The sequence below is a fragment of the Corynebacterium sp. P4-C1 genome (assembly GCF_030503595.1).
In the GTDB taxonomy this organism is placed as follows: Bacteria; Actinomycetota; Actinomycetes; order Mycobacteriales; family Mycobacteriaceae; genus Corynebacterium.
In genome coordinates this window covers 1,845,711-1,860,603 of the sequence record NZ_CP129966.1, presented here as the reverse complement: position 1 = coordinate 1,860,603, position 14,893 = coordinate 1,845,711, and the positions used below count along the sequence as shown (strand labels likewise).

8 protein-coding genes are annotated in these 14,893 nt (G+C 66.2%); all 8 read right to left on the bottom strand.

The window, feature by feature from the left end:
* Nucleotides 1-93: 93 nt before the first annotated feature.
* The 8 genes from QYR03_RS08810 to QYR03_RS08775 all read right to left on the bottom strand — a co-directional run bounded on the left by QYR03_RS08810 (nt 94) and on the right by QYR03_RS08775 (nt 14,892).
* Complete coding sequence (locus QYR03_RS08810; RefSeq protein WP_301713415.1) at nt 94-1,635, bottom strand: acyl-CoA carboxylase subunit beta; 1,542 nt, start codon at nt 1,633-1,635, stop codon at nt 94-96.
* 16 nt (nt 1,636-1,651) lie between these two features.
* On the bottom strand, nt 1,652-6,439 hold the full coding sequence (gene pks13 / locus QYR03_RS08805; protein WP_301713408.1) for a polyketide synthase Pks13: 4,788 nt from the start codon (nt 6,437-6,439) through the stop codon (nt 1,652-1,654).
* A gap of 88 nt (nt 6,440-6,527) precedes the next feature.
* Nucleotides 6,528-8,303 carry a FadD32-like long-chain-fatty-acid--AMP ligase gene (locus tag QYR03_RS08800; protein WP_301713409.1) on the bottom strand — a complete coding sequence of 592 codons (1,776 nt, stop codon included), beginning with the start codon at nt 8,301-8,303 and terminating at the stop codon, nt 6,528-6,530.
* 21 nt (nt 8,304-8,324) lie between these two features.
* Nucleotides 8,325-9,257, bottom strand: coding sequence for a cutinase family protein (locus QYR03_RS08795; protein WP_301713410.1), 933 nt, complete (start codon nt 9,255-9,257; stop codon nt 8,325-8,327).
* 26 nt (nt 9,258-9,283) lie between these two features.
* Complete coding sequence (locus QYR03_RS08790) at nt 9,284-9,775, bottom strand: DUF732 domain-containing protein (RefSeq protein ID WP_301713411.1); 492 nt, start codon at nt 9,773-9,775, stop codon at nt 9,284-9,286.
* An 18-nt stretch (nt 9,776-9,793) separates the two neighbouring features.
* A complete protein-coding gene (locus tag QYR03_RS08785) occupies nt 9,794-11,767 on the bottom strand; it encodes an alpha/beta hydrolase-fold protein (protein WP_301713412.1) in 1,974 nt (657 codons plus the stop codon).
* A 215-nt stretch (nt 11,768-11,982) separates the two neighbouring features.
* Entirely contained in the window at nt 11,983-12,996 is a 1,014-nt protein-coding gene (locus tag QYR03_RS08780) for an alpha/beta hydrolase family protein (protein ID WP_259851631.1), read from the bottom strand.
* A 99-nt stretch (nt 12,997-13,095) separates the two neighbouring features.
* The gene (locus tag QYR03_RS08775; protein ID WP_259851632.1) at nt 13,096-14,892 is read right to left on the bottom strand and encodes a hypothetical protein; all 1,797 of its coding nucleotides are present in this window, start codon (nt 14,890-14,892) and stop codon (nt 13,096-13,098) included.
* Nucleotide 14,893 lies beyond the last annotated feature (1 nt).

The window sequence follows — 14,893 nt, the reverse complement described above, 5'->3', positions numbered from 1 at the left end:
TGTTTCCTCCTGCGTAGGTAGTCGGGAAATTCTGTTTCTTCCCCGACTATCGCGGCCGGCCCCGGCAGCGTTACACAACCGTTACGGATCCGGCTACAGCGGGTGAATATTGTGCTTCTTCGGCAGGTCGGCGTCGTACTTGGTGGACAGCTGGCGTAGCGCACGGCGCAGCATCAGGCGCGTCTCCGAGGGCTGGATCATGCCGTCGAGGTAGCCGCGTTCCGTGGCCACGTACGGGGAGGTCATATTCTCCTCGTAGAAGTCCATGAACATCTTCTTCATCGCGTTGCGCTGCGCTTCGTCCTCGATGGCGGCGAGTTGCTTACCTTGGATCATCACAGCCGCCGCGGCGGAGCCCATCACGGCGATCTGCGCGGTGGGCCACGCGAAATTCAGGTCGCCGGAGAGGTTCTTCGAGCCCATCACGGCGTAGGCACCACCGTAGGCCTTACGGACGATCAGGGAGATCTTCGGCACCGTCGACTGCACCACGGAGAACGCCAGCTTGGCGCCGCGGTGGATCAGACCGACCTTCTCCTGGTCCACGCCCGGCAGGTAGCCCGGCGTGTCCACGACGAAGATCAGGGGCAGGTTGTACGCGTCGCAGATCTGGATGAAGCGCGCGCCCTTGTCGGCGGCGTCGGCATCGATGCAGCCGGCGAAGTGCATGGGGTTGTTGGCCACGAAGCCGACGGGTCGGCCGTCGATACGCCCAATGGCGCAGATCAGGTTCGGAGCGTAATTCTCCTGGATCTCGAGGATTTCTTCGTCGTCGCCGAGCTGGACCAGAAGGTCCATCATGTCGTAACCGGCGTTGGTGTCGTCCGGCATGAAGCTGTCGAGCGCGGAATCGTCCAGGTCCTCGTCGGACGGGGCCCACGCCACCGGCGGCTCGTCGAATGCGCTGGTGGGCAGGTGGCCGAGCAGGTCGCGGACGAACTCGAAGGCCTCCTCCTCGCTCGGGACGGTGACGGAGACGTTACCGTTCTGCTCCTGCTGCATCGCGCCGCCGAGCTCCGCCGAGGAGACATCCTCACCGGTGACCTCGCGGATGACGGCGGGGCCGGTTACGTACATTTCAGCTTGGCCGTCGACCGCCACAATGAAGTCGGTGGTCACCGGGGCGTACACGGCGCCGCCGGCGGACTTGCCCAGCATGATGGAGATCTGCGGGGAGCGGCCCGATAGCGGCAGCTGGCGGCGGGCGATTTCCGAGTACATCGCCAGCGAGGTCACCGCGTCCTGGATGCGGGCGCCGCCGGAGTCCTGGATGCCGATGACGGGGCAGCCGACCTTGATGGCCAGCTCCATCACGTCGACCACTTTGCGGCCGAAGGTCACACCGACGGAACCGCCGTAGACGGTCTTGTCGTGGGCGTAGATGGCCACCGGCCGGCCGTCGATACGCCCGTAGCCGGTGACCACGCCGTCGGAATAGACCGCGTCGTCGTCGCCGGGGGTGCGGGCGAGCGCACCGGTTTCGACGAACGACCCTTCATCGAGAAGCGCGTTGATGCGCTGGCGGGGCGTGGTCTGCCCGGCATCGTCGCGGCGCTTGCGCGCCCGCTCGGAGCCCGGGTCCTGTGCACGCTCCAGGCGGTCGCGCAGGTCGGCGAGTTTCTCAGCGGTCGTCATCGGCATCGTCATTGTCTTAATCCACCTCGGCGATCCATTCGGCGATGTGCTTGCCCACGATCCCCACCGCGGGTTCATCCACAACTGCCAGGTGGTCGCCCGGCAGCTGCACGATAGTCAGGTCCTCCACGATAGCGGCCCAGCCACCGTCCGGGTCGATCTCCTCGTAAGCCGGCTCAAGCATGATCGCGCCGTCGTGCATGCGCTCCGCGCGGAAGAGCAGCACGGGCAGATCCACGTCGGCCCAGTCCTGCATGTCCACCTTGGCCAGGATCTGGTTGTCCACGAAGGACGCGCGCTGGTGCTCCAGCACACCCGCAGCCAAACCGTGCTCGGAAGCATCGGTGGTGGCGAGGAAATCAGCGAGCATCTGCAGCATCGCGTCCTCACCCGCGGTCTCGAGCAGCTCATACGGCACCTCGAAGTCAAGGCCGTAGGTGTCTTTCGCGAATGCGGCGTAACGCTCCCAGCGCTTCTTCGTCTCCTCAGGGGTGTCCGGCGTCGGGTTCGACGGCTGGGTGGTGTCCAGAAGGGCGATGAATTTCACCGGGATTTCAGCGTCGGTTCCCTTGCGGCTCTGCAGCTGGTGCGCGACCTCGTAAGCCAGGGCACCGCCGAAGGACCAGCCGGCGAGCACGATCGGCTGGCCGGCGGCAAGGCGCTCGATATCCGCGATATAAGCCGCGGCACGGTCTTCCAAGGTGCCTTCAAGACGCTCGATGCCATAGACCGGCACGTTATCGGGCAAGCGGCGGGTCAGCGGCTGGTAGACCACGCTGGATCCGCCGGCCGGGTGGAAGACGAAGAGGGACGGTGTGGTCTCGTCAGTGCGCTCGCGCATGACGCGGATATTGCCCTCGACCGGGCTCTCCAGACCTTCACGCACGGTGTTAGCCAGCGGCTCGAGGGTCTCGGCGGCCAGCACATCGTCGGCGCTGACCTCGATGCCGGAGCGCTCCGTCAGGTGCGCGGCGATCTGCTCGGCCTGCCCGCGGGCGATCTCCGGCAGCGGGGAGGTCACACCTGCGGCTGCCTGGCCGGCGTACTTGGCCCAGGCGCCGAAGACCATGCGCTCGGAGGCGTCGCGCGGGGCGACGCCGACGCCGGCTCCGGCATCCTTTGCCTTCTCTACGGCGTGCGCCGGGTCGCGGTGCGGGTCGTTTTCCGCCATCGGCTGGGCGCCATCGGCGTTGCCGGCGACGGCTTCCTCCACCATGGCGATGACGTCGGCGACAGACGCCTCGCGGAGCGCCTGCACCTGCAGCGGCGGGATCTGGAAGTCGTTCTCGACACGGTTCTTGATGCGCATGCCCATCAGGGAGTCGAGCCCGAGGTCGATCAGCGGAAGTTCGTCGGGCAAGTCGTCGACGTCGTAGCCCATCGATTCGGACACGATCGCGCGGAGACGCTCCTCAACGGTCTCGGTCGCCGGGTCCCACCGCACGACATCGATGTCGTCGGTGGCGCCGCGGATCAGCTGCTCGCGGGCGGCCTTCACCTCCGGCGCCGGCTGCGGTGCTTCGGTCACGCCCGGAAGCGTCGCCTGGCCCAGGTCCAGCGTGGAGGCGAAGCCTTCCGCAACGAGGATCGCGCCGTTGTAGACAGTGATGGTCAACCCGCCCAAGCCACGGCGGACCATGGTGGTCAGTTCGCCGGCTGCGGGCAGCGGCGCACGCTCCTCGACCGCGACGACGTTGGCCTTCGCATCGACCTCGGCGGCGGCGAGCTCCACGATCTGCATCGCGGAGAAGATCTGGTCGGCCGGCGCCGCGTAGACGATCGTGCCGTCCGGCAGGGTCACCTTCGCGCCGAGCGGGCCGGAGCCGGAGGAGCTCGGGCGCGCGGATGTCCACAGTTCGTTGCGGTGCAGCGGCGTGTGTGGAACGTCGGCGCGGGCACCGTCGCCGGCGAGCGCGGCGAAGTCCACCGGCATGCCGGAAACGTAGAGCTTGGCGGCGAGATCGAGCAGCGTGCCTGGCTCGCTCTCCTTGCGCTTGAGGGCGAAGAGCAGCTGGGTGTCGGGCTTGCCCACGGTGAACGCCGTGTTCATCATGCCCATGATCGCCACCGGGTTCGGGGAGATCTCCACCAGGATCGTGTGGCCCGCGGCGAGCGCGGCCTCGGTGGCGTCCTGGAACAGCACCGGCTGGCGCGTCATGCGGATCCAGTAGTCCACGTCATGGATCGTCTCGCCGACACGGTGAGTGCCGTCGACGGAGCCGAAGTGCGGGATCCGGAGCGGTTTCGGTTCGATGCCCGCGATGTCGCCGGCGAGCTCGCCGAGAATCGGGTCGAGCATGCTCGTGTGGCCCGCGCCGCGAACATTCAACTTGCGCGCGAACTTGCTCTCCTCTTCGAGCGCCGCGACCAGGTAGTCCACGGCCTTTCCGGGGCCACCCACCGTGGTCATGCCCGGGCCCGCGTAGACGGCGGGCTCGACACCGGCAGCTTCCGGGTGCTTATCGACGAAGCCCTCAAGCTCCTCCCGCGACAACTCCACCACGGCCATCGCGCCTTCCTGCTCGGTGCCCTCGACGGTCTTCTCACCCTCGCCCATCAGGCGAGCGCGGGTGCAGGCGATCAGCATGGCGTCCTCGGCGCTCAAGCCGTCGGCAGCATATGCCGCGGCAATCTCGCCCATGGACATTCCCATGGTGGCGGCCGGGGTGATGCCGTAGCTGGCCAGCAAGTCCGTCAGCGCAATCTGAATGGCGGTGACGGTGACCTGGCCGGTTTCCGTGTCGTAGGTCTGCTCGTCGTCGAGAATGATGTCCAGCATCGACCAGCCGGATTCGAACTCAACGACCTTGTCCAGTTCCTGGATCCGGGCGCGGAACGCCGGTGATAGCTCCACCAGCGGCTTGACCATCTTGCGGTGCTGGGAGCCGAAACCGGAGTAGACGAAGACCGGGCCAGCGGGCGACGGCGCATCCGCCGCCGCCACGCCCTGGGTGACCTTGCCCTCAGCGACGTAGCCGAGACGCTTGCGCGCTTCCTCCACGGTGGAGGCGGTGACCACCGCGCGGGAACGGCCGTGGTTGCGGCCGGCCAGGGTGCGGGCGACGGCGCGCAGGTCGGTGCCATCGGTCAGGGATTCCGCCACAGCGGCGGCCAACTCACGGCGGCGCGACGGCAGCAACCCCGAGACCGGCAGCAGCACCGTGTCCGGGTTGGCCGGGTCGACCAGGCCGGCAGACGGCACGCGGGCGGGAACATCGTATTCCGCCGGGTCGAAGTCGCTGACCACGATGTGGGCGTTGGTGCCGCCGAAACCGAAGCCGGACACGCCGGCAATGCGGCGGCCGGAGTACTCGGGCCACTCACGGGGATCCTCGACGACCTCAATCTTCGTCGCGTCGAAGTCGATGAACTTGTTGCCGGTGGTGAAATTCGCCGTCGGAGGAACTGTGCTGCGGGTCAGGGCCTCGATCACCTTGATCATGGCCACCACGCCAGCAGCGGACTCGGAGTGGCCGATATTCGACTTCGCCGAGCCGAGCAGCAACGGATCCGCATCGGCACGCCCCGCACCGAGCACCTGGCCGAGCGCAGTCGCCTCGATCGGGTCGCCGAGCGCCGTGCCGGTGCCGTGCGCCTCCACCAGGTCCACCGCAGCCGGGTCGATGCCCGCATCGGCGTAGGCGCGGCGCAGCACGTCCACCTGGGCCTCCGGGTTGGGGGCGGTGAGACCGTTGGAGTGGCCGTCGGAATTGGTCGCCGAGCCCTTGATCACGGCGAGGACCTCGTCGCCGTCGGCAATTGCATCCTCAACGCGCTTGAGCACGATGAATCCCGCCGCCTCCGCGCGGACGAAGCCGTCGGCATCGTCGGAAAACGCGCTGATCTTCCCGGACGGGCTGATCACGCCGAGTTCAGCGAAGGCAGTGGAGATGAACGGGGAGGCGAGGATATTCACGCCGCCGGCCAGGGCCACGTCGGATTCGCCGCCGCGCAGCGCGCGCACGGCGTGGTGGACCGATACCAGGGACGACGAGCAGGCCGTGTCCACATTCATCGACGGCCCGCGGAAATCGAAAGCGTAGGAAATACGGTTCGGGATCACCGCGCTCGACGTGCCGGTCAGCGCGTACGGGTGCGCCGAAGCCGGGTCGGAGGTGATCAGCATGCCGTAGTCGTTCGAGGACGACCCCACGAACACACCGACGGACTCCCCGCGCAGCCGGTTAGCCGGGATGTGCGCGTCCTCGAGCGCCTCCCACGCCAGCTCCAGCATGATGCGCTGCTGCGGGTCCATGTTCTCCGCCTCAAGCGGGGACAGGCCGAAGAATTCGTTGTCGAAGGTGCGGATGTCGTCCAGGTAGCCGCCCTGGATATTCTGCTCGCGCATCTTCGCCGACATCACCGGGTCCTGCGAGTATTCGGTCCAGCGGCCCTCCGGCAACGGTCCGGTGACCGACTGGCCGGAGACGAGCAGATCCCAGAATTCGTCGACATTCTGCGCACCCGGGAAACGGCCGGCGCGGCCGACGATGGCGATGTCGCCGGAGCCCAGGCCGGCTGTGCGCTGGGCGGGAAAGGCGGGACCGGACGTCGACAAGCGCTGTGCACCGGTTGCCGTCGGAGCGAGCAGGCCGTGCGCGAGTGCTTCCACCGTCGGGTACTGGTACGCGACCGTCGGGTCGAGCTTGATGTCCAGGAGCCGCTCGAGCTCGCCGGACAGCACGACCACGTCGCGCGAGGAAAGACCGAGGTTATCCAGCGGAACAGACGGATCGACAGTGTCAGCCCCCGTCGCATCGGAGATCCACGACTGCAACCAGGTGGTGAGCTCGCTTTCCGTCATGGCTTAAGCCTCACGCCCCTTCTCTCGTTCTTTCGCTGTAAATTCTTACGGCCTACTTATCGGCCTGTAAGTCCCACGCGTTAACGTCCTAGTTTTCCCGCAGGAACTTTGCGCGGTTGACCACGCGGGCAATCTTGCCAGAGCTAGAGCGCGCGATCTCGTTCGGCGCGTAGAAACGCACGATTTCCGGACTGATGCCGTGCTTGTTCGTCACCGCCGCGCGGATCGCGTCCTCGGCGAGCGCGTCGGAGGCCTCTTCCGCGCCCTCCACGCGTTCCACGAGGAGCACGAGCTTTTCGGCATCCTCCCCCGGCACCGCGAACGCCGCCACCGAATCCGGGCGGACATGGTCGGACGCCTCCATGACCGTGGCCTCAATATCCTGCGGGTAGTGGTTGCGCCCGGCGATGACCACCAGGTCCTTCAAACGTCCGGTGATGTAGAGGTGGCCCTGGTGGAAAGCGACGAGATCGCCCGTGGCCAGCCAACCGCCCTCCCCGCGCAGCGTGTTGCCGAAGGTCTTCTTCGTGTCGTCCTCGCGCCCTTCGTAGCCGGCGGCGACGTTGTCGCCCTGCAGCCACAGCTCGCCGATGGTCCCTTCTTCGACCTCCTCGTGGGTCTCCGGGTCGACGATGGCGAAGCGCATGTCTGGGACCGGCTGGCCGTTGGAGGCGAAGGGGATTCCGTCCTCGGCCTCCACAACGCGGCCGGCACCGACCTGCTCGCGGTCGAAGGTCTTGAAGAACGGACGCTCGTGAGTCTGCGGAGTGGAGACGATCAGCGTGGCCTCCGCCAGACCGTACGACGGACGGAGCACCTGCGGGTCGAGCTTCGACGGGCCGAAGGTCTCCACGAACGCATCCACCGCGGCCTTGGTCACCGGCTCGGAGCCGATGAGGAGCCCGTCCAGCGCGGAAAGATCGTAGTCACCGGGGTTCTCCGGCGCGGCATAGCGGGATGCCAAATCCAGTGCGAAGTTGGGCACGACGGTGTAGACGAACGTCTCGTCGTCGTCCTCGCGACGGTTGATCTGGTCGAGCCAACGCTTCGGCTGCTGGATGAAGTCGCGCGGCCCCATAAGCTCGAATTCAATGCCCATGATGGTGACGAAGACGGTGAGAATGATGCCCATGTCGTGGTGCAGCGGCAACCACGTGGACAGTCGCAGCGGCATCTTCAGCTCGACCGCGTCGTAGATCTGCAGCACATTCGTCAAAATCGCGCGGTGAGTCAGCACCACGCCGGCCGGCAGACGGGTGGAGCCGGAGGTGTACTGCAGGAATGCGACCTCGTCGACAGCGTCCAACTCCGTCGGCTCCGCCGGCGCGGTCCAGGACTCCGCGAGCGAATCCGGCAGCGCGTCGACGACCAGGATGCGCGGACGCTCCGCGCGCGGCACCTCGGCGAAGAACTCGCGGACCGCCTTGGCACCGGCGTTGTTGGTCAGCACCGCCGCCGCCTTCGAATCCGCCAGCACCGCGGTGAGCTGCTCGCCGTGACCCGGCTCATTCGGGTCGTACAGCGGCACAGGCACCTGGCCGGCGTAGATCGCGCCCATGAACGCGAATAGGTACTCGGGCGAATTCGCCGCCATGATGGCTACGCGGTTGCCCGGCTGGCCGGTCTGCTGCAGGCGCGCGGCGACCGCCTTAATGCGGGTGATCACTTCGTCGCGGGTGTAATCCACGGCCACGCCTTCGCGGTCCTCCGAGAAGTCCCAGTACCGCAGCTGGTGCACCTCACCGGTGCCCATTTCCTTGCTGCCCTGGTAGAGCATCTCGCACAACTGGAACAGGGACAGCTCCGGCGGCAAGGCGATCTTGTCGTCGTCGTAGAACTGGTACAGCAGCTGTTCGAGATCCATGGGGCTCCTTGGTTGTGAAAATTAGTTTTTGTTGTCGATAGTTCCGCGAATCCACTCTACGGACCATTCGCTCGCTGTGGTGCCAGGAATCACATTCGGATTTGTCGCGTACATCGCGTGCACGCCGTTCGCTGCGACGAGTTCACGCGCCCGGCCGAGCGCATCCCCGACATCCTGCGGCGCGTCGCACACCGAATCATCGGGCGCGCAGATCTCCACCGCCCGGTCGTTGAGCGCGCCGAAGCCACCGTCGCGGGCTCCCCGCATGGTCGCGCCGGGCACAACCGTCTGGACGACACGGTTCAACGGCTGTAGCGCGATCTCCGCGCCGATGCCGCCCACCGGGTTGCCCGGGTTGATGCCCACGCCGTTTTCGCGGCGTCCGTCAGCAATCATCACTGCCCCGCGCACCTTTTCCGGCGGGATCACGCCCCGCTCGTTGCCGATGTCGCTGGCGATATCGCCCACGATCACCGCGCCCTGGGAGAACCCCGCGAGCACGAAATCTGTGGACGGGCACGTCTCGTGAATGAAGCGCAGCTCCGCGTTCAGGCGGCCGGTGCCTTCGTTGCGGGAATCGTCGTAGCTCATCTCCGCGCGGCCGTGCGCCGTCTGGATGTTCTTGAACTGGGCGGTGTACGGCAACGTCCACACTCGGACATGGTTGATGTCGTACTGCTGCTGCAGCGGGTTCGTGATCGACAACATGAAGCTGTACGGATTCGCCTTCGGCGCGAACGGGTCGTCATCCTTCGACGACTCCCACGTGCCCGGGGCAGAGATGACCTCCACCTCTGGGCACCAGTCCGGCTCCGCCGCCTTGGTGGGGCCGGGTTCCGGTTTGAACGGCTGCACCGGGTCTTCGCCCGGGCCGAGCCACTGGGCCGCCCCGAACGCGATGACGCCGATGACGGCGAGAGCGGCGATGATCGTGAGAATTCTGCGGGTGCGCACGGGCGTGCGGCCCTCCTTCTAGCTTTCTAGCAGAGGTTGTCGCGTGCCGCGGATTCGATGAGCTTGGACAGCTCCTCCACCTTCAATTGCGTCGCCTGCTGCTCAATGAGCTGGCCGGCCACGGCATCACGCGTGACGGTACTTCCGCCGCAAATCGTACGACCCGTACCTATCAGTTGCTCCTCATTTCCCTCGACGTTCACTCCGCCTTGGCGTAGAGCTTCCAGGTACGCCTGGTCTTTCTCCGGACGCATGGGCGCCGCGTCCGGGGTGTTCTCCACCTCGCTGGCCGCGCCTTCACCGGCAGCCGGGTCGTCGGCGGGAGCTGCCGGCGCCGCCGCTGCCGAGCTGGACTCGGTGGCCGTTTCGGTCCCCGTTGTCTCCGTAGCCGATTCCGTGGCCGGCGCGGAGCTGGACGGCGTAGCGGTTACATCGTCGCTTTCCACGGTCGCGCCCCCGCACGCGGCGAGACTCAGCCCCGCCGCGGCGAGTACCGCCGCCATAGCTGTTTTCCGCATACTGCTCAGCTCTTCCACCTAGTTCTTGCGCTCGCGGACCTGGCCGAAGACGAGGTCCAGCGTGCCGTTCTGGAAGGAGATGGTCTTTCCGCCAGTCGGGATGTCCTTCATGTCCGTGGTCGGCCAGCCGAACTTGCCCTGCTCCCAGCCGTTCTTGCCCCAGTGGTCGAAGATCTCGCCGTAGTAGATCACGTGCGCACCGGAAGCCGGGGACCAGTAGATGTTGCCGTGCTCGAACTCCTGGAAGAAGCCGCCGTTGACCTTCTTCTCGTTGCCGGTCGGGAAGCCGAGGTCGGAGCGGGCGCCGCCCAACTCGCCGTACTTCGCGCCGATGGCGCCGTAGACCATGAAGTGGTCGGTCTTGCCGTCCTTCTCCGGGTTGCGGGAAAGGTAGCCCTTCTCGAACTTCTGCACGTAGCCGCCTCCGGCCGCCTGCGCCTCCTGCACCGGGTAACCGAGCGGGCCGCGCTCGTAGCCGGAAGCGCCCCACGCCGCGAACATGTCACCCGGGATCGCCTGGGCCCCGGTGTTCGGGGTCCAGTAGACGGAGCCGTGCTCGAAGTGGACGTAGCGTCCCTTGCCGTCCGGGGTCTTCAGCTCGCCCGTCTTCGGGAAGCCGAGCCAGCCAGCCGGGCCGCCCAGCTCGTTGTACTTAGCCAGGATGGCGCCGAACACGATCTGCGCGCCGGTCCCCGGGGACCAGAATGCGGTGCCGCCGCGGAATTCCTCAGCCTTGCCCTTGCCGCCGGCGACGTCGTATTCATTGGTCACGCAGCTGCCGATGACACCGCTCTTGGTGGCCTCAGCGATCGCACCGACCGGGGTGCAGTCGGCGCCGCGGTCCGCTTCGGAGACCTCGAGGGCATCCGCGATGTGCGGCCACGCCTGGGTCATCTCGAACTGCCAGTAGTCCCACGCGTGGACACCGGACGGGCGGTAGCGGGTGATGATGGGCACGCCCGCCTGCTTGGCGTAGCGCTCGAAGGTCTGGGAGGACATGCGGGAGATGACCTCCAGGCCCACACCGGCCGGAACTGCCGGGCCGGTGGCCACGGAACCGGGCTTGCCGTAGTCGTCCTGGCCAGAGCCGGCGGAAACGTAGACGGTCTTGCCCTTGAGGTTCTCGATTCCCAGCTTCGGGTCGTGGTCAATCCAGTCCTGGGAGCCCAGCGGACCCCACATCGCCTCCGAGTCGTAGCCGCCAGCGTCCTTCTGTGCGGCCTTGATGGCCAGCGGCATACCGGAGGTGGTGGTGTCCAAGTAGCCGGAGAAAGAACCCACGAAGTTGAACAGGTGCGGGTTGCGCTCCGCCAAGTTGACTGCGGCGGTGCCACCCATGGACAGGCCGACGACAGCGCGCTTCCCGTTGGAGCGGTATTTCTCGTTCAGCAGCGGGACGAGCTCCTTGGTCAGGAAGGTCTCCCACTTGTAGTTCTTGCCATTGTTCGGCTTCTGCCAGTCCGAGTAGAAGGAGGACTCGCCGCCCACCGGCATGATCACGTTGACGTTCTTGTCCGCGTAGAACTGCTCGATGTTGGTCTCGATGGTCCAGCCGCTCTCGTCGTCACGCGCGCGCAGACCGTCAAGCGCCCACACCTCAGGGAACTTGGCCTGCGGGTTGGAGTGCCAGTCGCGCGCCAGCAGGATCTGCACCTGGATCGGCTGCTCCGGCATCGACGGAGAGTTGATGAACACAGCGACGCGGCGTTGCGTCAGCCACTCGATGCGGTCCACGGACACGCCTTCCGGCAGGCCCGGGATCTGCGGGTGCTCATCGACCTCGATCGGGGTGCGCGGCGGCGGATCGGAAGGACGCAGACCGTCAGAGATGCCGCGGCCAGAGGACAGGGAGCTGGACAAACCAGAAGAGCTGTTCTGCGCGACAGCCGGCACGACGGCTACCCCGACAGCGAGTGCTGTGGGAACTGCGGCGACTGCGAGCAACTGGCCCTTGGTGACCTTGCGGGGAGAACGTCGGGGTGAAAAGCGCATGTTAGAGCCTTTGGTTAGTTGACGGTACAGCGGACTAACGGGCGCTCCGCCCTGGGGGTTCCCCTCCCCCAGGCCGGGCCCGGTCTTCGTGATGAAGTTTAAGTTTCACTTGAGACTTTACAGGACGACACGCCGTGAACACAGAAAAACCCTGGGAAACAATGACCTCAATTGTGTCTGAAGTCACCGTTCACCAGGGTTTCAGGCGCTCACTCTTACCAAGCGTTCATGTGCGTGAGCACACGGCCCTTCGTCTTGTTCAGCTGGTAACCGAACTGGTCCCAGTTGTGCAGACCCTGCGCCGGATAGTCGGAGGTGACGCGGAGGCCCTGGGCACGGGCCTTCGCCTCCCAGACGCGGCTGGAGATCATTGCGCCGAACTCGAGCGCTGCGCCGGCTGCCTGGTGCTCCGGCAGGTACTTCGCGTCGGCTGGGCCAGGAACGCCGGAACCGGCGGAGATATAAACATCACTGTTGCGCAGCCCCTGCATATTCAGGAACGGGTCATTGGCGAAACGGTTCGGGTTGATCATGGAACCGTACATCGCGTTCAGGTTGTAGCCGCCGGCATCCAGCAGCGCCAGGCGCAGCATCGTCTGCATACCCGGCAACGTGGTGGTCAGGTAGCCGGAGAAGGACAGCACCTGGCGGAACTGGTTCGGGTGCTTCGCGGCCAGGTTCATCGCGCCGGTGCCGCCCATGGACAGGCCGATGATGGAGTTGTTGTTCGGCGCGACACCGAAGTGCCGCTGTAGGTAGCCCGGCAGCTCACGGGTCAGGAACGTCTCCCACTTGTAAGGCTTGCCGTCGCCGTACTTCGGGTCGTTCGCCCAGTCGGCGTAGAAGGATGCCTCGCCGCCGATCGGCATGACCAGTGTGATATTCGAGCCTCCGTACACGGCGGCCGCGTTGACGTCCTTGACCCACGCGTTGGTGCGCTCCGTGGCGCGCAGACCATCGAGGAGGTACAGGCCCGCGTTGCCGCCGCGTGCGGCCGGAACAATCTGGACCGGGATGTTGCGGCCCATGGCCGGGGAATAAACATCGCATCGCTGAACCCAGTACTTCACCGGGTCCCAGGTGCAGTGACCCGTCGCATCAGGGCGTAGCCAGCCACGGTTATCTGCTGCCTCCGCGTCACCGGGAGCAGCCATCATGAGCGTCATCGCCGCGGCGACTGCCACGACGAGAGCGATCAGCGTGCGGCGCACGGAAGAAATCGCGTTCATGTGTCCACCAATCAGATAGGTCAGGAATTTTTCGGATTACACACAGGTGTATCGCAAAGCGTTACGGTGATGTTATCAACGGCTGAATTTTGGTTCCAGCTATTGAACTGGCCAGGCGATACGCTGACCGGACAAACCTACGTCTTCACCACCCTCAATGCGCGCGAGGGTCTCGTCGTCGAGGTACACCGCCGGGTCTTCGGCGATCTCCAAGGTCCGCCCTTTTGTTAACGCGAACCTCATGTTCTCGGCGAACCGGCGGGGACTCATCGGTTCACGGGAGGTGGCCAGCAACTCCGCAATCTCCGGGGTGCGCAGCGCGGCGCGCGCTTCCCGCACTTTCTGCGCGTCGATGTCGCCCAGCAGCGCCCCAGTGTCCGCAGCCGTGTCGGCGAATTTCCAGTGGCCGGGAAGGTGCTTGTCGTGGCCGATCCGGCCGCCCTCGATGCGGGGCTGGCGCGCGGCGAGAGGGGTGGCCAACCCGACGTCGTCGAGCACGCGCATATTCAGATCCGAGTTCGCGCTGACCATGCCCAAGTTGATCAGGTAGGCCGTAGGTGCGAGGTTCTGCAGGTCCGAGTCCTTGGACACGCGGTCCAGCGGAAGCCAGTCGTAGACGAACGGGTCCTTCTGCTTGAGGATGATCGCGAGCGCGCCAGAGTTCTCCTCCTCCGCTTGAGCCACGCCGTCTGTCCACCCGTTCATCAGGTCGCTGGTTAAGAAATCCTCGGCGTACCGCGGCGGGTTGCCGGATTCGCGCAGCAGCACCGCCGTCCAGAATTCGCGCTCGTCGACGATGGTGAGGTTCTCCGGGCCGTCCTCGAAAGGCTCGAAGCCCAAGTCGTGGCCACGCGCGACAACGATGCCCGCCCACAGAGCCGCCGCCGCGGCGCAGATGCCGCCCACCAGCGTCAGCGGCACCGCGGCGACCGGCAGCAGCATGGCGAACAACGGCAGGAGCACCATGCGCCCGTGCATGAAGTCGCCGCCCACGCGCACCACGTAGAGCAGGTGCAGCAGCCCGCAGCCGACCGCGACGGCCGCCACGAGCTTCTCCCGCGACGACAGGCGCAGCGCCCAGTAGATGCCGAGCGCCGCCGCGACGAGCACCGGAGCCCACAGCGCGTACGGGCTGACCGTGTCCCACACGTAGCGCGCACCTGTCCCCCAGTACGCTCCCGATGCCGACTTCGCCACCGCGGTGTGCGGGGTGAGCAGGCCGTAGTAGCCCATGCGGAAGATCTCGTAGCCCGCCGGCACCGGCAGCGCCGCCGCCAGAATCAGCCCGATCTGCTTCCAGTCGCGCCGGTTGGCCGCCAGCAGGACAATCCCGGTGATGCCGCCGTACAGCGCCAGTTCCGGTCGGACCAGCCACGACAGGCCAGCCCAGAACGCCAGCCACAGCTGCGCCCGCCCGTCAGCCGACCACCTGACCAGAAGCGCCCACCACACGCCGATCCAGGTCAGGGACAGCCCCCACTCCAGGCCGGAGGTGGCGAAATCCCGCGCAGGCGGCAGTGCCAGATAGATGAGCACACCGAACGGTGCGACGAGACCCGGGTGCACGCGCTGCCACAGCTTTCCCGACCCCATTGTCGCCGCGACCACGCCGACCACGGTCAAGATGAGCGCCAGCCACATGGCCACGTCTTCCAGCCGCATGCCGGGCACCCAGCTGAACGCCACGATGAGGTACTGCCAAAGCGTCGAGGTGTTCGTCTCCACGCGCTCGCCGATATTAAAGACAGGCCCGTTGCCCGCCAAAATATTGCGCACGGTGCGCAGGACGATCAGGCCGTCGTCACTGATCCAGCGGCGTGCCCACCCGCCTGAAAATGCGAGTACGCCCGCTAGCGCTGCCGAAACAAGCAGCGATATGCGGGCGCGTTTTTCCATG